The sequence below is a fragment of the Rhodococcus sp. BP22 genome, assembly GCF_014281965.1.
In the GTDB taxonomy this organism is placed as follows: Bacteria; Actinomycetota; Actinomycetes; order Mycobacteriales; family Mycobacteriaceae; genus Rhodococcoides.
The window spans coordinates 62,413-79,963 of the sequence record NZ_JACFTB010000005.1; the positions used below are offsets into that span (position 1 = coordinate 62,413).

13 protein-coding genes are annotated in these 17,551 nt (G+C 64.2%); 6 read left to right on the top strand and 7 right to left on the bottom strand.

From position 1 onward, the window contains the following. Positions 1-11 precede the first annotated feature (11 nt). A complete protein-coding gene (locus H2510_RS12095; RefSeq protein ID WP_186628571.1) occupies positions 12-1,184 on the top strand; it encodes a glycosyltransferase family 4 protein in 1,173 nt (390 codons plus the stop codon). Here the strand turns inward: H2510_RS12095 and H2510_RS12100 are convergent. Further along, positions 1,173-2,894 carry a hypothetical protein gene (locus H2510_RS12100; RefSeq protein ID WP_222438689.1) on the bottom strand — a complete coding sequence of 574 codons (1,722 nt, stop codon included), beginning with the start codon at positions 2,892-2,894 and terminating at the stop codon, positions 1,173-1,175. The two genes, H2510_RS12095 and H2510_RS12100, sit on opposite strands and share 12 nt — an antisense overlap. Here H2510_RS12100 and H2510_RS12105 point away from each other — a divergent pair. Continuing rightward, positions 2,893-4,074, top strand: coding sequence for a polysaccharide biosynthesis protein (locus H2510_RS12105; RefSeq protein WP_186628573.1), 1,182 nt, complete (start codon positions 2,893-2,895; stop codon positions 4,072-4,074). The two genes, H2510_RS12100 and H2510_RS12105, sit on opposite strands and share 2 nt — an antisense overlap. Before the next feature lie 87 nt (positions 4,075-4,161). Here the strand turns inward: H2510_RS12105 and H2510_RS12110 are convergent, their stop codons facing one another. Next, complete coding sequence (locus H2510_RS12110; RefSeq protein ID WP_186628574.1) at positions 4,162-5,286, bottom strand: DUF3068 domain-containing protein; 1,125 nt, start codon at positions 5,284-5,286, stop codon at positions 4,162-4,164. A 205-nt stretch (positions 5,287-5,491) separates the two neighbouring features. Between H2510_RS12110 and H2510_RS12115 the strand changes: the two genes are divergently transcribed. Then, positions 5,492-6,622: an acyltransferase gene (locus H2510_RS12115; protein ID WP_186628575.1), complete on the top strand. Its 1,131-nt coding sequence runs from the start codon at positions 5,492-5,494 to the stop codon at positions 6,620-6,622. Here the strand turns inward: H2510_RS12115 and H2510_RS12120 are convergent. From H2510_RS12120 to H2510_RS12130, 3 genes are all read right to left on the bottom strand, one after another. Continuing rightward, the gene (locus H2510_RS12120; RefSeq protein ID WP_186628576.1) at positions 6,603-10,895 is read right to left on the bottom strand and encodes a DUF3367 domain-containing protein; all 4,293 of its coding nucleotides are present in this window, start codon (positions 10,893-10,895) and stop codon (positions 6,603-6,605) included. The genes H2510_RS12115 and H2510_RS12120 overlap by 20 nt on opposite strands. Further along, positions 10,876-11,046, bottom strand: coding sequence for a DUF2613 domain-containing protein (locus H2510_RS12125; protein WP_186628577.1), 171 nt, complete (start codon positions 11,044-11,046; stop codon positions 10,876-10,878). The genes H2510_RS12120 and H2510_RS12125 overlap by 20 nt, the downstream gene beginning before the upstream one ends. Before the next feature lie 99 nt (positions 11,047-11,145). Then, positions 11,146-11,613 carry a universal stress protein gene (locus H2510_RS12130; protein ID WP_186628877.1) on the bottom strand — a complete coding sequence of 156 codons (468 nt, stop codon included), beginning with the start codon at positions 11,611-11,613 and terminating at the stop codon, positions 11,146-11,148. Between the two features lie 91 nt (positions 11,614-11,704). Between H2510_RS12130 and H2510_RS12135 the strand changes: the two genes are divergently transcribed. Beyond that, positions 11,705-12,877 (top strand): glycoside hydrolase family 3 N-terminal domain-containing protein, encoded by a 1,173-nt coding sequence (locus tag H2510_RS12135; protein ID WP_397517357.1) that lies wholly within the window; start codon positions 11,705-11,707, stop codon positions 12,875-12,877. A 75-nt stretch (positions 12,878-12,952) separates the two neighbouring features. Further along, on the top strand, positions 12,953-13,558 hold the full coding sequence (locus tag H2510_RS12140) for a TetR/AcrR family transcriptional regulator (protein ID WP_186628578.1): 606 nt from the start codon (positions 12,953-12,955) through the stop codon (positions 13,556-13,558). A gap of 56 nt (positions 13,559-13,614) precedes the next feature. Here the strand turns inward: H2510_RS12140 and H2510_RS12145 are convergent, their stop codons facing one another. Both H2510_RS12145 and H2510_RS12150 read right to left on the bottom strand, forming a co-directional pair. Then, positions 13,615-14,472 carry a MaoC/PaaZ C-terminal domain-containing protein gene (locus H2510_RS12145; RefSeq protein ID WP_186628579.1) on the bottom strand — a complete coding sequence of 286 codons (858 nt, stop codon included), beginning with the start codon at positions 14,470-14,472 and terminating at the stop codon, positions 13,615-13,617. Then, positions 14,469-15,815, bottom strand: a complete 1,347-nt coding sequence (locus tag H2510_RS12150; protein WP_186628580.1) for a 3-oxoacyl-ACP reductase — start codon at positions 15,813-15,815, stop codon at positions 14,469-14,471. The genes H2510_RS12145 and H2510_RS12150 overlap by 4 nt, the downstream gene beginning before the upstream one ends. Before the next feature lie 116 nt (positions 15,816-15,931). Here H2510_RS12150 and H2510_RS12155 point away from each other — a divergent pair, with 116 nt between their 5' ends. Beyond that, complete coding sequence (locus H2510_RS12155) at positions 15,932-17,278, top strand: acetyl-CoA C-acetyltransferase (RefSeq protein WP_186628581.1); 1,347 nt, start codon at positions 15,932-15,934, stop codon at positions 17,276-17,278. Positions 17,279-17,551: the final 273 nt, after the last annotated feature.

Here is a 17,551-nt window from a genome sequence, read left to right on the forward strand (position 1 = left end):
GGGAGTCAACTGTGCGCGAGGTGCTCTTGCTCTGTTGGCGCGATACAGGACATCCCCAGGGTGGCGGCAGTGAGCGCTACCTCGAACAGGTCGGTGCAGGCCTGGCGCGACGCGGAGTGCGGGTGACGCTGCGGACGGCGTCGTATCCGGGTGCTCCGGCGCGAGAGATGGTCGACGGTATGCAGATCAGCCGCGGTGGTGGCCGATTGAGCGTGTATCCGAGGGCTCTCGCTGCGATTGCGGCCGGCCGGCTGGGGTTCGGGCCGTTGCGTGGGATCAACCCCGACGCTGTCGTCGATACTCAGAACGGCATTCCGTTCTTCTCGCGTCTTGTCGCGGGGGCACCGGTGACGTTGCTGGTTCACCATGGTCATCGTGAGCAGTGGCCGGTGGCGGGCCCCTTGATGGCCAAGATCGGTTGGTGGCTCGAGAGCACGGTCTCGCCGCGCGTTCATCGACGTAATCAGTACTTGACCGTGTCGCTGCCGTCTGCGGACGAGCTCGTTGCGCTCGGAGTCGACCGCGCGCGGGTAGCTGTGGTTCGAAACGGGGCGTCCCCGGCAGTGTCGGTCGGTGGGTCGCACACCAGAACGGCGCACCCGTCGCTGTCGGTGTTGTCACGGCTGGTGCCGCACAAGCAGATCGAGGATGCGCTCGCCGCTGTGGCCACCCTGCGACCGCAGTTCCCGGACCTGCATCTCGACGTGGTCGGCGGTGGCTGGTGGGAAGTCAACCTTCGCGAGCGTGTGCGTGAGCTCGGCATCGAAGGCGCTGTCACGTTCCATGGACACGTCGACGAAGAACGTAAACATGAACTGCTCGGCCGCTCCTGGGTGCACGTGATGCCCTCGCGTAAGGAGGGGTGGGGGCTTGCCGTCGTCGAAGCAGCTCAGCATGCTGTCCCGACCGTCGGTTACCGCAGTTCGAAGGGCCTGACCGATTCGATCATCGACGGCGTCACCGGTGTGCTCGTCGGTACCGATGGAAATGATCGTGACGTGGCCGCGCTCACCGACGCCATCGGCGAAATTCTGTTCGACGCCGATCTCCGAGCTGATCTGGGTGAGAAGGCCCGGGTCCGAGCGCTCGAGTTCTCGTGGGAGCAATGCGCGCAGGGTGTGGAGAGCGTGTTGGCGGCGTCGGTAGTAGGCGCCCATGTCTCCGGGCTCGTGTCATCTTCGTAGCAGTCCCCAGCAGAGTCCGCCCACCAGTAACAGGGCCCATACCAGGTGCGCGGACATGACGATCCAATACGAAGCGGGCCTGACTTCGGTGCTTCCGATTGCCCCCGGAACTTGGTACAACGCCAGTTCGTCGTCAGCGTAGACGCGTTCGAGTTGGTCCAACGTGTCCGCCGACTCGCCGAGTAGCCCAGGCGTGGTCCGCTCGACAAGGACCCAGCCGACGCCCAGTTGTGCCAGTTCGGCGGCCGATCCGCCGTCGAGCAACGTTTTTTCGACGGTGGATGCGCGGTTGCCCTCACCGCGTACCGACCCTCCTGCGACGATGAGTTCACCGGTCTGCAGGACGTCGAGTGGGAGCATTCGCGGCGCGGGGTCCAGCACGGGTGCGTCGCCGCTGTAGGGGAAGATTCGGAAGATTCCTGCAGGCAGTACCGCCACGTCCCCGTCACGGCCCTGGAGTTCTTCGGCGACAGCGCTCCACGACGTCGGATATTCGACGGGCTCGAGCTTGCCCCAGACCCCCCACACCAGGTCCGGTAGTGCCAGGAGCAGTGCTGCGATGGCCGCGACGGCAGAGACCCGGGGCATGCGAATTTTCGCCCCCAGCCACGTGACTCCGGCGGCGGCGGCGAGCACGTAGAACGGCATCGCCAGGGCGACCCATTTTTGACTGTCACGCAACAGGCCCGCACCCGGGATGTCCTGCGCTGCCCACACGCCGACGCGGAGGCCGATTCCGGTCGCACCGAGTGCGGGGATGACGACTGCGAGGACAGCCATGACGGCGAGGGTGGTGATGATCGGGTTTCTGCGTCGACGCCACAGCGGTCGCAACCCGAGTGCGACGACGGCGAGCAGCAGGATCGTTCCCAGGACGGCGAAGTGAGTCGTGCGGGTGGCGGGCACGGCGTCGGCGTTCCAGATGCCTCCCAGGCCTGCCAGGCTGAGCAGTGTGCCGAGGCCGGGTTCGGCCCGGGCAGCGAAGGCACCGACACCTGCCGGGTCGGTTCCGAGGGTTCCGCCGCCGGATACGGCAGTGGCCACCAGCCAGGGTGAGGAAGCGGCCAACGCAAGCAAACCTGTCAGTAGTACCCGCTGGGGGCGCCGCACTCCGAAGGGCAACGCTACGACGACGAGGGCGGTGACGGCCGCGAGGATCGCTCCCGTGGGCGTGAGCCCTGCTGCGGCGAGGCAGACTGCCAGTCCTTGCCACCGTCCCGTCTCACGCAGCGTCATCGCTGCGGTCACCGTCCACGGAAGCGCGGCGTAGCCGACGAGAAGACTCCAGTGCCCCTGTAGCAACCGCTCGGCCACGTAGGGATTCCAGATGGCGAGGGTCGCGGCGGTGAGCAACGCAGGCGCCGTCGCGGTCGGCAGTAACCGGCGAACCATTACCGCGGCACCCCAACCGGCGAGCCACAGCGCCAGCGTAAGAATTGTCTTGACCACGAGTCCGCCGTCGAACGCGATGGACAACGCCGCTATGACGCCGTCCTGTGGGACCGCGCGGGCGGCAGCGTCGGTGGTGCCGAGTGCAGAATCGGTGAAGTAGGACCGAGGGGTGCTGACCGCGTCACGAAGGAGCAGATAGCCGTTCCCCCACAGCGGGCCCAGGACGATCATCGCCAGAACAAAGCTCCACACGGCCGGTGCCGCGGTTCGACTGCGCTGCGTCCACGACACTCTCGGCACCCTATACCGTGTTCCCATGCCGAACCGCACTGCAAGTACGTCGGCGCTCGCCGGGATGACTCTGGTGACGGTTGGTTCGATGACGGCCAATGCCGCGTCGTACCTTCTGCATCTGCCCGCTAGTCGATTTCTCGGCGTCGAGGGGTACGGCGAGTTTGCGAGTCTGCTTGCTGCTCAACTCGTTCTCGCTGTCCCGGCACTGGCACTGCAGTCCGTCGTCGCTCGTGAAGTAGCGCACGGGCGTGGTACTGCCGAACTCAGAAAGCTCGGCTATCGGTGTGCCGGGGTGGTCGCGATCCTCGCGTTTGCGTTGGCGCCGGTGGTGGCCGTCGTGCTCGGTACCGGGGTGCTGGCAACAGCGTCGGCGCTCGTCGTGGCACCGGTGCTCGTGCTGCTCGCGACGGAACAGGGTCTACTTCAAGGGTCCGGGCAGTTCGGACGGCTCGGTGCTGTGCTTGCTGCTGCAGGGTTCGGCAAGGTGATCCCCGCCGTCGTTGTGCTCACAGCGGGCGGTGGGCCCGGAATTGTGTTGGCCGCCAGCGCCGTCGGGACGGCAGCGGTCGCTGTCGGGGCGAGGATCGCGAGTGTGACACGAGAGGGTGATGCGGTACGCCTACCGCTGACCGTCGGCACGGTACTACGAGCGTCGCAGGTGCAGTTGGCGCTCATCGGCCTCTCTGCGCTCGATCTGGTGATAGCGGCCGCGGTGTTGAGCGCGGAGCAAGCTGGTTTGTATGCGATCGGCGCAGTGGCTACCAAAGCTGCGTTCTGGCTTCCGCAGGCCGTGGGGGTGGTTCTCTATCCGCGCATGGCGAATCCAGCCGAATCTGCGAAGGCCGTGCGATCGGCATTGGCCGTCGTCGCTGCGATAGGGGCCGTGTTGGTTCTCGGTGCTGCGCTGGCGGCGCCACTGCTGCCGTCGATCGTCGGCGAAGGCTATGCGCCTGTGCAGGACTATCTTTGGATCTTCGCGCTGGAGGGCGCATGCCTGGCGCTGTTGCAGAGCGGACTGTTGTGGGCGATCGCCGGTGAGCGGACACAGCTTGCCATCGTTGCGTGGGTCGGCTTGGCCGTCGAAGTGGTGCTGTTGTTCTTCGTGGCAGCGACGCCGCTGCAGTTCGTCATCGTCGCGGCGTCGGTCGCGGCAATCTGTGCTGCGGTGGTCAGCGGCTTCGCCCTGGGCACTTCACGTAATTGAGAGCTTCACGCAGTTGAGCTCTTGAAACGAAAAGAGCGGAAGCACAGCCGGGGAGGCCGTACTTCCGCTCTTTTGCGGTGAAAGCTCTTATTCTTTCGCGAGGTTGGTACGCGGGATGACCTCGGTCTGATCCGTCGTCCAGTCACGATTGTGGGGCTCGGAGGGAGCAACGCCGCCACCGTCGGTGTGCTGCGGTCCGCCGGTGCGTGCAGGCTGACGAGGTCCACCGTTACGGAGTCCGAGGAGGACGCCGGCGATCAGTGCGATGACACCGAGAATGCCGAGAACGATCGGGACGGTGCGGCCGAACAGTGACAGCCTGTCCATGCCGTCCTTGGCCTGCTGGATCTGGAATTCGACTGTGTTCTCGTCGAACTCGATCGGTGCCTTCAAGACCTCGACCTCGGCCTTGCCTGCAGTGCGCGAGTAGTACTGGTGAATGTCCTCGCCGCCCTTGACGACAACGCCGGTTTCGGGCTCGACCCACAGGGTTCGCGTGTTCTCGTACCAGCGAGTCATCGTGACCGGTGCGTCTCCACCTTCGACGCCCCAGGTGGCGGCAGGCAGGGTGAGCTTGTTGGTGGGGAGGTTCACTACCGACGACAAGTCGACGGGGCCGACCTTCTGCTCGAACTTGTAGACCGTGGTGCCGTTGATCTCGGTCTCTTCGACGAAGTCGATGTCCTTCGATTCACGGGCATTGACGTCGAAGTACGGGTAGCTCTTCTGCTCGGTGTTGAACGGGAACTTGTACTGCAGACCGGTGTGCGGCACTTCTTCGGCGGGCTTGTCGGACTGCAACTGGATGGTCCCGACCTGGCTCTCGACGGGCATCGAGCTGACGCGGTCGAGCGTCACGCGGTCGACGCTTGCGGTGAGCAGGCCGGTGTCGCCCTGCTTGTCGCTGCGGATCAGAGTCTGTCCTGCCTGCACAGTGATCTCGTCTGCGTCCGAGGGATTTTCTACGGTGACGAAGCGCTGCGATACCAACGGAACGTTCTGGTCGACGACGGCGCGACCCGCTGCCAGTGACGCAGAATTGAGTACGCTGCCTGTTCCGGTCGAGATCGTGGTGACCTCTAGATCTAGTGGTGTCTTTTCCAGACGTGACACCGTGTACGTCGGAATCATGATGGCCGCTATCAAGAGAAAAGCGCCCAAACCGATCAGTACAAGGGCAACGATCCGGCTCGGCCCTGAGCGCTCCGCCATGTGAGAATCTCCTTAGTAGTTTTCTCGGCGTGCCATTTTCCACCCCCGACAGATCGAGGTGTGTGATTCCCCCGACCTGGAGTGTCCGATTGGACCGCCACGTCGGTGGTGAGAGTAACAGTTACGCGACATTGCGGGCACGGGCACGCCCGATGACGGTCGACTTTCGCGCTGGGGTCACTTGAAATGATTCACTGGACCGATCATGAGCACAACGACCGAGACCCTCTCGCGAGCAGTTTTGCCTTTGCGCGGGTTCGTCCCCTCGCTGGCGGGCCTGCGCGCTTTGGCGGCCATCGGGATCATCGTCACGCATGTGGCGTTCCAGACCGGTGCGGCGAGTTCGCCCGGTATGGGGCGGATCTGGGGCCGGTTCGATCTCACGGTCGCCATATTCTTCGCTCTGTCCGGATTCCTGCTGTGGCGTCCGCATGCCGCGCAAGCACGTGGGCTCGGTCGTGCGCAGTCGGCGGGCCGGTACTTCCACTCTCGTGTCCTTCGCATTGTGCCCGCGTACTGGGTAGTGGTCGTGCTCGTTCTGCTCTTCCTCCCCGGTGCGGCCGGTGGCTACCGCGTCTGGTTGGCGAATCTGTCGCTGACGCAGGTATTCGTGCCCCTCACATTGACCGAGGGCATGACGCAGATGTGGAGTCTGTCCGTGGAAGTGGCGTTCTATCTGCTGCTTCCTCTTGCTGCCTTCGCGATGGTGAAGCTCAGGGGTTCAGCGGCACGTCTTAGGGTTCCGGTGCTCGCTGTCGTTTCGGCGTTGAGTTTGAGTTGGGCATTTCTGCCGATCGCGGCGGTGCCGAACACTCATCACGACAATTGGCTTCCCGGCTACATCCCATGGTTCGCCGCGGGTATGGTGATCGCCGAAATTTCCGTCGGACCCGTCACCTGGGTACACCGGCTGTGCTCGCACCGACTCATCGTCGCTGCGATTGCGCTGCTCGCCTTCGCATTGTCGGCGACGCCGCTCGCCGGACCCCAGGGACTCGTTCGGCCCGAGCCGTGGCAGTACGAAGTGAAGATCGTGCTCGGCGCGGTACTCGCCTTCGCGCTGTTGGCCCCGCTCGTGCTCGCCGACGACAACCGACATCACCGCATTCTGGAGCATCCCGTGATGCTGGCGTTGGGCCGATGGTCCTACGGCATCTTCATCTGGCATCTCGCTGTGCTCTCCATGGTGTTCCCGGTCTTCGGCGTCGCGCCGTTCCAAGGCCACTTCTTGCTCATCCTGTCCGTGACGGTGGCACTGACGATTCCCGTCGCGGCCGCTAGCTATGCGCTGGTGGAGGATCCGCTGCGTACGCGGTTCAGTCGTTCTCGGCAGTGACGGCCACGGCGAGCGCCAGTACGGCGACGAGGGCGGCGAACTGTACCAGGTAGGCGTGCCCGATATACCCCTCCGTTGATCGCCACGGCCCGCGAGAAAGCAATGCCATGGCGGTCAACGTACCGATACCAGTGGTGGACACCAGCACCCGAGCTGCGACGGTGGTGCCGTATCGCCGTTGTAGCAACGCCGTGCCACCCCAGAGGACGACGGCCACGACGGCTCCGGTGATGCCCGCCATGACGATGGCGGCGGCGATGAGTGCGATCACGCCCACTATCGACCGGCGCCAGGGCCGTGGTGGCGCACTCTTGCGGCGTGGACCGGCGCGGAAGGCGAACAGTGCCAACGGGATCAGCAGGAGCAATCCGCCGAAGATACCGATTCGGTACCACGTGTTGCTCGGATAGTCGAGTGTGACGGTTCCGTCGACACCTGCCGGTATCACCCATCCTTGTTGCCAACCGTTGACGATGATCGGCTTCAGCACCGCGCCGTCGGGAGATGTTGCGCGCCAACCGGAATTGTTGCTTTCCGGTACGACGAGAACTTGATCGGTGTCGCGGGCCGATACCTCGACCTCGCGATGGTCCGACGTCCAGGCGGTTGTCTCGGCCGCTACGGGTGAAGAACTCGTCGCGCTCGTCGCAGGAACTGGCATGGTGCGCAATCGCATTCCGTCGACGAAGAACGGTGCGCCCGGATCGACGACGACATCCTGTTCGCCCGCGGGGAGAGGAATCGGGTTGAGGGCATCGGTCTCCACCGGGAATATCCCCTCGCACAGCGTCGCCTTCAGTGGTTCGCCCGACCGGAATTCGTCTACTGTTGCGGTCACCGACGCGCGCACGGTCTGTCCGGCGATCGCGATGATCGGGCCACGGTCGCAGCCGACCGTCACTATCCGGTTCGCGTCGAGTGCCCCGCCCAGTACTGCGCCTCCGGACAGTACTTTCACCTCGGCCAGGCCGGGAGGCGAGGGCAGTACGAAGCCGAGAGAGTTCTTGTCCAACACGTCTTCCCAGTCGACGATCGAGATGACGATCCGGTCGGTCACGCGCGGCGCCAGTTCGATCGTGGTGGGGCCGTCGATGTCGCGGACCATCGGTCCATCACCAAGGTTCACCGCGACCCGCGTCGGGTGAGCAGGTAGATCGCCCAGGCTGGGGGACAGGGTGAGGCCGTCGACCAGCGTGGGTTCGGGAAGGTTCACCGTCAGGGTGGGTTGCGTACCCGCTTGCTTCTCGATGCTCTTGGTGGGCGCGGTCCACGAGGTCCTGTCGTCACCGTCGGTGACGGCGAATGCGGAGCCGTGCAGGTCGCCGACGTCCGAGGCAGCGGAGGCCACTGGGCGACCAGGCTGCGAGAGAAGGGATTCGAGTTCGGGGCTCTGCCTCGTTCTTAGCGTCAACTCGGGCAGTACCGCAGTACCCATAGGTACCGAAAGAGTGCGGGAGAAGCGTCCGAGTTCCTCTGGTGGGAGGGATAATTCGCTGCTGCAACGGATTCGATCCGTGGTGTCGATGCACCCGGTGCTGCCGGGGAATTCCTGGCTCAGTTCCCAGCCCTGCACGTCGGCGCCAGCGATGACCGGGGGAAGTACCGCGCGGTGCGCGATCGATACCTGCTGCGGCGCATCGTGATTGGAGTAGTCTTCGACGGAGAGCTCACTGATCGCGAACTGGCCTCCGCTGGTACCGTCCACCGTCGACTTGGCAGTGATACGCAGCCACGGCGTCGAACCACCGGGCAGTGACACGGTCAGAGGCACTCCGGGCTTGTCGATTCGCGCCGCGGTACTACCGTTGGGAGTGGTGATCTCGAGCCATTTGACCGGATCCCCGATCGTCCCCGGGCTGGTGCGTAGATGCAGCAGTCCTTGGTTGACGGGAGTGTCGAAGTCGAGTTGAAGCCATTGTCCCAGTGCATTTTCGATGCCGTTGGAAACCCAGCTCGTCGCAAGATCACCGTCGACGACTGCAGCGACACCGCTTCCGGGGGCCGTTCCACCGATCTGCGTCGAATCCGATGCCGAACTCGATGCGGTGATGCGAGCGCCCTCCCATTCGCCGTCGACCGTGGCAGCGCCGTTCACCGGGTAATCGGGCACCGCGTTGAGCGATCTTCGTGGTTCTTCGCTCGAACGCAGCGCGGAACTGTGGTAATCGACCTGACCGAAGTCCGTCTCCCGATTCATCGGCGTATCGGTGACGGTCACCTTGTCCACCGGTATCCCGGCTGCGGCCGCGTCCGAGGCCAGGATGAGAGGTCCAGCGGGCACCGGGTCCGGCACACCGTTTCGGCGTTGCTCGTTCAGGCGCGCCGCCGACTCCGGCCCGCCCTGCACAATGGGAACTCGATCCAGGTCGACCGTGTACGGACCGGATGCCGGTAGGGCTGTTGGGTTTTCGACCTCGTAAATCTCGACGGCGGGGTACGGCGGCCGCAGATCGCCGTCGATGGTGATGCCTTCCACGGTGCCTGGGGCGATGTCTTCACCGAACCGGGCGACACGCGTCAGGCCCGGTGAACCGTCGAGAGCGCTGTGGACCTGTACCGGTCGCGTGGAGCGTGAGGCCTCCGGGTCCAGATCGTTACGGACGACCACGTAGCTGATTCCCTGGCCCAGAAGGGTGTCGGCAAGTCCGGCGGATGGACGGCCGTCCGCGATGAGACGCTGCACCGAATCGAGTGCGCGGATAGCTCCGGGCGGGGTCAGCGGGACGGCGTCGCGTACCGCCCATGGCGTCGTGGCAAGGGCTTGGAGTGGTTCGTCACGGGTCAGGCCCCATGTCTGTAGGGCAAACGGTGCACCGGGGACGATGAGGGCGCGCTGAGCGTCCGAGCCGTCGGGAGAGGATCCCGACGCGTGTTCGGTGAGCCAGTCGGCCGCGTCGTGCCAGTACTCGGGGATGGCCTCGTATGCGCCGCGGGGCGCGAGTTTGCCGGTCCAGGCAAGTGAGGTGGAGAAGGTCAAGCCGACCAATACGAGCCCGGCGACGGCCACCATCTTGTTGTGTTCGGGGTGGGCCAGTGCGTGTCGCCATCGGTCCGTAGGTACCGATCCGGGGAGCGGCACCCTGGAGAGAAGATGTGCGAGCCCGAGCACCAACGGTATTCGAATGAGGGGCTCGAGCTTGTGCACGTTGCGCAGTGGGGCGCCCGCGGAGTCGAGGAACAGGCGCACGGAATCGGCGAAGGGGGAACTCAGATCGCCGACGTAGCCGGCTGTGAGCCCCACTAGGCCGACGAGCAATATCACTGTCAGGCGCCCGCGGGCGGGCATCGTGCGCATCGCGAGGCCGGCCATTCCGGCAGCAGCGATGACGCCGGTCGCGATGACCGCGGCCGGTTGTGTGACCAGGATGGCGCCGGCCACGCGTTCGGGGGAGACGAACGGCGTCCAACTGCTGGTACCGCGGAGAGTTTCGGCGAGCGAGGCCCACTGCGTCGTGGTTCCCGAGGACTCGATGTAGTCGAGGAACGGTGGGCTCATGCGCCCGAGGAGGAGTAGCGGAACGATCCACCACAGGGTGGCAAGGATGCCGAAGCCCGCCCACCAGGCGGTGAATACGGCCCATGCCCGGTTCGGTCGGTGGCACAGCACCCAGACCACCGCGACGAGGCAGGCGGCGGCTGTCGCGACGGCGTTGACGGCACCCATCAGTGCGACGGCGCATGCGGATTGGGCCGCCAGGGTTCGGGGGCTGCCCCACCGATCGCTTGATTGCGTTGCGTCCGAGTCGCTTCGGTTGAAAGCGCGCACCACCGGTATCAACACCCACGGTGCCAGCATCATCGGCATCGTCTCGGACGAGATCGACGCGAGAGTGGTGATGACGCGTGGGGACAGTGCGAATGCGAATGCAGCGATGAGCCGTGAGCTACGTGAGCCGATTCCCAGCGCCTCGGCCAGCCGAATGATGCCCCAGAATCCGGCGATCAACAGCAGCGCCCACCAGATGCGTTGGGTTACCCACGGCGGAATCGCGAGGATGTCACCGAGCGCAAAGAACGCGCCATGTGGGAAGAAGTAACCGTAGGCCTGGTTCTGAACCTGGCCCAGAGGTGCTTGGCTCGTCCACTGACTCGAGGCGCGCGCAAGAAATCCCAGCGGATTCTGGGAGAGATCGTACTTTGTATCCGCAACGGTGTAACCGGGGATCTGCAGGAACGAAACGAGAAACGCTAGAGCGGAGACCCCGAGCAGCCATTTACGTCCGAATCGCTCGGACGAGATCGTTCCAGCAGAGTCAGCGGCTGCCGTACTCAACCTGATTGAGCAACGAAGAGTCGGCGTTGCCGGTGCGGTCGATCTCCGGACGAGTGTTGTCCGATGCTCCTGCAGTCACCCCGAGCACGACACCGGCGCCAAGTACAGCGCCGACTACTGCAGCAATAATTCCCGGGACAGCAAACTTCATCTCGGACTCCACTTTCGTCGGCAGGCATCAATGACGGCGACTTTCCCCCGTGCGCCGCTAAAGGTACCACCCGATCATCATGGTGTGACGCACTCGCAACTACTTGCCGGGTGGAACTATCAGCACCGGCCGATGACTGTGGCGCAGCACATGATCTGCCACCGAACTCTGGAGCAACGAGCGAAGACCCGTGGTACCGCGGGTCCCGGTGACGATGATGTCGACGTCGAGATCGTCGGCTTTCTCCACGATGGCGCTCCAGATTGCAGTCGTGCATTCGGCGCAGTGCCCCTCCACTTCGAGTCCGGCTTCGCCGGCAAGGCGAATGCCCTCTTCGTTGATCGCTTTCGCGTCGGTCAGTGCCACGTCCTCGGTTTCGTCGTCGGCCACCCACTCGGGTTGCATGACGCCGGAGAGTCCGGACATGCGCGCCGCTTGCCGAACCATCGGCTCCCACGCGGTGACGACGATGGCACGCTTCGTCATGAGAAAACGGCCGGCGTAATCGATGGCTCGTTTGGCGTTGTCCGAGCCGTCGTACGCGATGAGTATCAGATCTGCAGGCATCCTTCTCCTCCTGGTGAGCTCGTATTCGAAGGTTATCGCGTCGAGGTCGCCGATCGCGGCGCTACGGCCACCTCGGCTACCGTTGAGAACCATGATGAAGTTCCGCTCGCCCGTGCCCATAGCCGTGTTGGTGCTGGGGGTCGGTTTCACCGCCGGTTGCGGGAGCACCGCAGAACCGGAGACCGTAGCTGCACCGTCTGTCGCAGCAGCACCGTCCGCGACATCGGTGTCGCCGGAGGCTACGACGCCTGCACCGCCGCCTGATCCTTGTGCGGCGTTCGTCGGGTCGTTGACCGAGCGGCAGCGTCTCGCGCAACTACTGACGGTCGGCGTCACCGGGACCGACGATGCGGTGAACATCGTGGCGACGGAGCAGGTCGGGGGCATCTTTATCGGTAGCTGGACGGATTCGCAGACGCTGGCCAACCGCGAGGTGCCCCGGATTGCTGCTGCCGCTGCCGTGTCGCCGATGGTGACCATCGACGAAGAGGGAGGTCGAGTGTCACGGGTGGAGGATCTGCTGGGAAGTGATCCATCCGCACGCGAGACTGCCCGGACGATGTCGGTGGACGAGACCTATCGCATGGCGCTCGAACGGGGGCGTGGGTTGAAGGATCTCGGCGTCACCGTCGACTACGCACCGGTGGTCGATGTCAGTAGTCAGCCGGACGACTCGGTGATCGGTGATCGCTCGTATTCTTCCGATCCGAACGAGGTGATCGCGTATGCGGGTGCCTACGCTCAGGGTCTCCGCGATGCCGGAATCGGGCCTGTCCTCAAGCACTTTCCTGGGCATGGCTCCGGTTCCGGTGATTCGCACACCGGTGAAGTCACGACGCCTCCGCTCGATCAGCTTCGGCAGTCCGATCTCGTTCCGTACACCGCACTGTCACAGACCGGTGTCGGCATCATGGTCGGTCATCTGGATGTACCGGGACTGACCGATCCTGGTGTGCCTGCGAGTATCAGCCCGGCAGCGATGGCACTGCTGCGCGGCGGTGTCGGTTACGGCGCGAGCCCGTTCACGGGGCCGATTTTCACCGACGATCTTTCCGGCATGGCTGCGATCACCGACAGGCTCGGTATCGTGGCGGCCGTCGAGGCGGCGCTGGTCGCGGGTGCTGACATCGCGCTGTGGCTGACCACCGACGACGTCCCACAGGTTTTGGATAATCTAGAGAATGCGGTTGCCACCGGAAGATTGCCTGCACCGCAGGTCGACGCATCTGCAGCCACGGTCGCACGGTTCAAGGGCGCCTGCTAGCTTCGCCACGGAAGCAAATGCGGCCATTCTTACCGTGGAGTAAGATTATTGGTTCGACCTTGGTTTGGAGGACACATGGCTGGCGGCACCAAGCGATTGCCCCGCGCCGTCCGTGAGCAGCAGATGCTCGATGCGGCAGTGGATGTGTTCTCCGACAACGGTTTCCATGAAACTTCGATGGATGCAATTGCGAAGAGGGCTGCGATTTCGAAGCCCATGCTCTACCTCTACTACGGCTCCAAAGACGAACTGTTCGCCGCGTGTATCCATCGGGAAGGCGTCAAATTCGTCGAGGCGATGACTCCGGCGGCTGATCCGACGCTGACACCTCGCGAGCAACTGCGTCGCGCATTGCTCGGGTTTCTCGGTTTCGTCGGAGATCACCGGAAGTCCTGGATGGTGCTCTACCGGCAGGCGATCGGTCAGACTGCTTTCGCCTCGCAGGTTCAGACCAGCCGAGATCGACTCATCGAGCTGACGGCCGGTCTGTTGGAGATGAGTACGAAGGACCCGGATGAGGGCCAGAACTACACTCTGATGGCAGTGGCGTTGGTGGGTGCGGGTGAGGCAGTGGCCGATCGTGTCGCCGGCGGTGAGATCGAGGTCGACGCGGCTGCCGATCTGCTCGAGAATCTTGCATGGCGAGGTCTGGCAGGTAAGAAGTCCGCTACCAACGCATAGACCCTCGCTTGGGCACGAAACAGCCCCTACGTTCGCTCACGTAGGGGCTGTTTCGGTTACCGCAGTGTCGCGGTGAGGTGCGGGTATCCCTTTTTGGGGTTCAGTAGCGAGAGGTCCCAACCGGTGCCGACGGATTCGGCGTACAGGTTCATGGTTGCGGGCAGCACGATCGGCTTGCCGAACCGCACGCTGTAGGTGACCTTCTCAGGAATCCGGCCCTCGATGATTTGCAATGCCGCAGCCGCACTCCACATTCCATGCGCGATGGTCTTCGGGAATCCGAATGCCTTTGCGCCGAGCGTGGATACGTGAATCGGATTGCGATCGCCCGATATCGATGCATACTTGCTGATCGTCTTCTGATCGACTCGAAGGGTGCGGGTCGGGGGCGGTGGCACCTCGTCGGCAGGCGGGGCTTCACGGAGCTCGCCGGACAGTGAGGTCTTCTGCAAGCTCAGGAAGCTCGAGGTCTGCTTCCAGACGAGTTCGCGTCCGACGCTTACTTCACTGATCAGGTCGACCAGCAGGCCCTTGCGGTGCTCGCGCAGGTTCTCCGCGTGCACTCGAATGTCCAGTGGCTCCGAGGCAGAGATCGGACGAAACGCCTCGATGACGTTCTCCGCATGCACCGAACCGATCGCCGCAAACGGAAAGCCCTTGGACACCATCAGTTTCATGACCGTCGGGAAGACGAGCGTGAACGGATACGTGATGGGCAGGATGTCACCGAAGCGTAATCCGGTGGCCCTGCAGTAACCGGCGAGATTGTCGGGATCGACTCGCAGGCCGCGGAGTTCGAACTCGGTGGACGGCACCGAAGACGACTTCGACCCGAGAAACGGCAACACGCCACGCGCCGCCGCGGTGTAGATCTCCGAAATCTTGGGTTGCTCCGAGAGCTTGACGACGCTCATGCGCCGAGGAGGCTCTGACCGCAGACGCGGACGATCTGCCCGGTGACGGCGTTCGACGCGGGAGAAGCGAAGTACGACACCAGTTCAGCGACGTCGACGGTCTGGCCGCCCTGGAGCAGCGAGCTCATCCGTCGCCCGGCCTCGCGGGTGGCGAACGGGATGGCGGCGGTCATCGCGGTTTCGATGAATCCGGGTGCGACGGCGTTGATGGTGATCGACTTGGCGGCGAGAACGGGGGCCGAGGCCTGAACAAGGCCGATGACGCCTGCCTTGGACGTGCCGTAGTTGGTCTGGCCGCGGTTGCCGGCGATGCCTGCGATGGAGGAGACGTCGACTACGCGTCCGCCTTCCTTGAGTGCGCCGACCTTCACCAGGTGATCGGTGATGCGCTGTGGTGCAGCCAGATTCACGCCGATGACGGAGTTCCAGCGACTCTCGTCCATGTTGGCCAGCGTCTTGTCGCGGGTGATGCCGGCGTTGTGGACGATGATGTCGGCGCCGCCGTGACGCTCGAGCAGGTGCTTGGCGAGCACCTCGGCGGCGTCGGGTGCGGTGACATCGAGTGCCAGCGAGGTGCCGCCGACCTTGTTTGCGGTCTCGGACAATGCCTCACCGGCGGCGGGGATGTCTGCGGCGATGACGTGTGCGCCATCGCGCGCCAGCACCTCGGCGATGGTGGCGCCGATGCCGCGGGCCGCACCGGTGACTACTGCGACCTTGCCGGCAAGTGGCTTGTCCCAGGATTCGGGTGCGGTGGAATCGGCGTCGCCGACGACGATGACCTGGCCGTCGACGAAGGCCGACTTGGCGGACAGCAGGAAGCGCAGGGTGGATTCGAGTCCGGAAAGCCCGGTCGATGCGTCGGGGGAGATGTAGACCAGCTGAGCCGTCGCGCCGCGTTTGACCTCTTTGCCGACGCTGCGGGTGAAGCCTTCGAGGGCGCGCTGGGCGATGTGCTCGTCGACGTTTGCCGTCTTCTCCGGTGTCGTACCGATGACGACGACGCGTGCCGAGGGCGCGAGGTTGCGGATGACGGGCTGGAAGAACTGGAAGAGCTGCTCGAGCTCGGCGACGTTACCGATGCCGGTGGCGTCGAAGACCAGCGCGCCGTACTTGGCGTCGTTGGCCTGTGCCTGCGGGTAGTCGGAGAGGAGTTCGCGCAGTGGCTCGACGAGTCGGCCGTTGCCGCCGATGAGGACGGGTCCTGCCAGGGGCGGTTCGCCTGCCTTGTACCGACGCAGCTTCTCGGGCTGCGGCAGACCTGCCTGCTTGGCGATGAATGCTCCAGGCGCGGACGCCAAGAACGTTGAGTAGAGGTCTGGGGCTCCCTTGGTGGCTGCCACTTGTCCTACCTTTCACTTGGCGCCTTCGTACGCCCGCGTGCACGCTCGATGATGGGCGCACGCACGGGCGCGAAGCGCGCGACCGGGTGTCGACAACCAACTTACTCGCCAGTAAGATGAAACTCCACCAAGGCCTTTTTCCGCCGCATGTTGGGAGACCACAAGTGACAAGCAAGCAACTACGACCGGTCGCAATCGTCGGTGGCAATCGCATTCCGTTCGCTCGCTCGGACAAGAAGTATGCGCGGGCATCCAACCAGGACATGCTCACCGCAACTATCGACGGCCTGGTCAGCAGGTTCAATCTGCAAGGAGAGCGCCTCGGCCTCGTCGCTGCGGGCGCGGTACTCAAGCACAGCCGGGATTTCAATCTCACTCGCGAAACCGTTCTCGGTAGCGCGTTGAGTCCGTACACCCCCGCCTACGACCTGCAGCAGGCATGCGGGACGGGTCTGCAGACCATCGTGGCCGTCGGTGATGCCATCGCGGCCGGGCGCATCGATTCCGGTATCGGCGGCGGTGTCGACACCACCTCCGATGCACCCATCGCAGTCGGCGACGACCTGCGCGAGTTCTTGCTTTCGCTCAACCGCGCGAAGTCGGCCACCGATCGACTCAAGTTGCTCGGCAATGTTCGACCGTCGATGCTGGGGATCGAGATCCCTCGCAACGGAGAGCCGCGTACCGGTATGTCCATGGGTGACCATGCGGCGATCACGGCGAAAGAATTCGGCATCCGCCGCGAGGACCAGGACGAACTGGCCGCCGCGAGCCACCAGAACATGGCTGCCGCCTACGACCGTGGCTTCTTCGACGACCTGGTGACGCCGTTCCTCGGTCTCACCCGCGATGACAACCTGCGGCCGGGATCGACCGTGGAGAAACTCTCGACGCTGAAGCCGGTCTTCGGGACCAAGCTGGGCGACGCGACCATGACGGCCGGCAACTCGACGCCTCTCACCGATGGTGCTTCGGCGGCGTTGCTGTCGACGGACGAGTGGGCCGCCGAGCGCAACTTGCCCGTTCTCGCGCACCTGGTGGATTCGGAAACTGCTGCCGTCGATTACATCCACGGCAACGGTTCGTACACGGACGGCCTGTTGATGGCCCCGACGTACGCAATTCCGCGCCTACTGGCCCGTAACGGGCTTACACTTCAAGACTTCGATTACTACGAGATTCACGAGGCGTTCGCATCCGTCGTGCTCGCGACGCTGCAGGCGTTCGAGAGCGAGGAGTATTGCAAGGCGCGTCTCGGCTTGGACGGTGCGCTCGGTTCCATCGATCGCAGCAAGCTCAACGTCAACGGTTCCTCGCTCGCGGCGGGTCACCCGTTCGCTGCCACCGGTGGTCGTATCGTCGCGTCGCTGGCCAAGATGCTCGCGGAGAAGGGTTCGGGCCGTGGCCTGATCTCCATTTGTGCCGCCGGCGGCCAAGGCGTCACCGCAATCATCGAGCGCTGAACAAGCACTCGATCAACTGGGGGAACGATCGGCAGATCTGTCACATGAGGGGTTGACGGATCTGCCGATCGGCACGGCTCGATTTACTGGGATCTACCAAAGTCGTCAGATCCAGGAGCTGACCGGTCGTGTTCTCTCCGATCCCCAGAACCGGTTGCTGTTGACCTTGGCCCTGGTGAAGACCGGCCACTGGGCGAGGGCAGTGGACCCCGGACACAGGTGAGAATCCCGCGTTCATTCAAGTGAATGAACAGCAGAGTTTTTCGAAGCAGG

Excerpts from the sequence above, each read along its gene's own strand:
- H2510_RS12105 (WP_186628573.1), top strand. The coding sequence starts at position 2,893 with ATGCCGAACCGCACTGCAAGTACGTCGGCGCTCGCCGGGATGACTCTG.
- H2510_RS12100 (WP_222438689.1), bottom strand. The coding sequence starts at position 2,894 with ATGGGAACACGGTATAGGGTGCCGAGAGTGTCGTGGACGCAGCGCAGT.
- H2510_RS12110 (WP_186628574.1), bottom strand. The coding sequence starts at position 5,286 with ATGGCGGAGCGCTCAGGGCCGAGCCGGATCGTTGCCCTTGTACTGATC.
- H2510_RS12115 (WP_186628575.1), top strand. The coding sequence starts at position 5,492 with ATGAGCACAACGACCGAGACCCTCTCGCGAGCAGTTTTGCCTTTGCGC.
- H2510_RS12125 (WP_186628577.1), bottom strand. The coding sequence starts at position 11,046 with ATGAAGTTTGCTGTCCCGGGAATTATTGCTGCAGTAGTCGGCGCTGTA.
- H2510_RS12130 (WP_186628877.1), bottom strand. The coding sequence starts at position 11,613 with ATGCCTGCAGATCTGATACTCATCGCGTACGACGGCTCGGACAACGCC.
- H2510_RS12135 (WP_397517357.1), top strand. The coding sequence starts at position 11,705 with ATGATGAAGTTCCGCTCGCCCGTGCCCATAGCCGTGTTGGTGCTGGGG.
- H2510_RS12140 (WP_186628578.1), top strand. The coding sequence starts at position 12,953 with ATGGCTGGCGGCACCAAGCGATTGCCCCGCGCCGTCCGTGAGCAGCAG.
- H2510_RS12145 (WP_186628579.1), bottom strand. The coding sequence starts at position 14,472 with ATGAGCGTCGTCAAGCTCTCGGAGCAACCCAAGATTTCGGAGATCTAC.
- H2510_RS12155 (WP_186628581.1), top strand. The coding sequence starts at position 15,932 with ATGAAACTCCACCAAGGCCTTTTTCCGCCGCATGTTGGGAGACCACAA.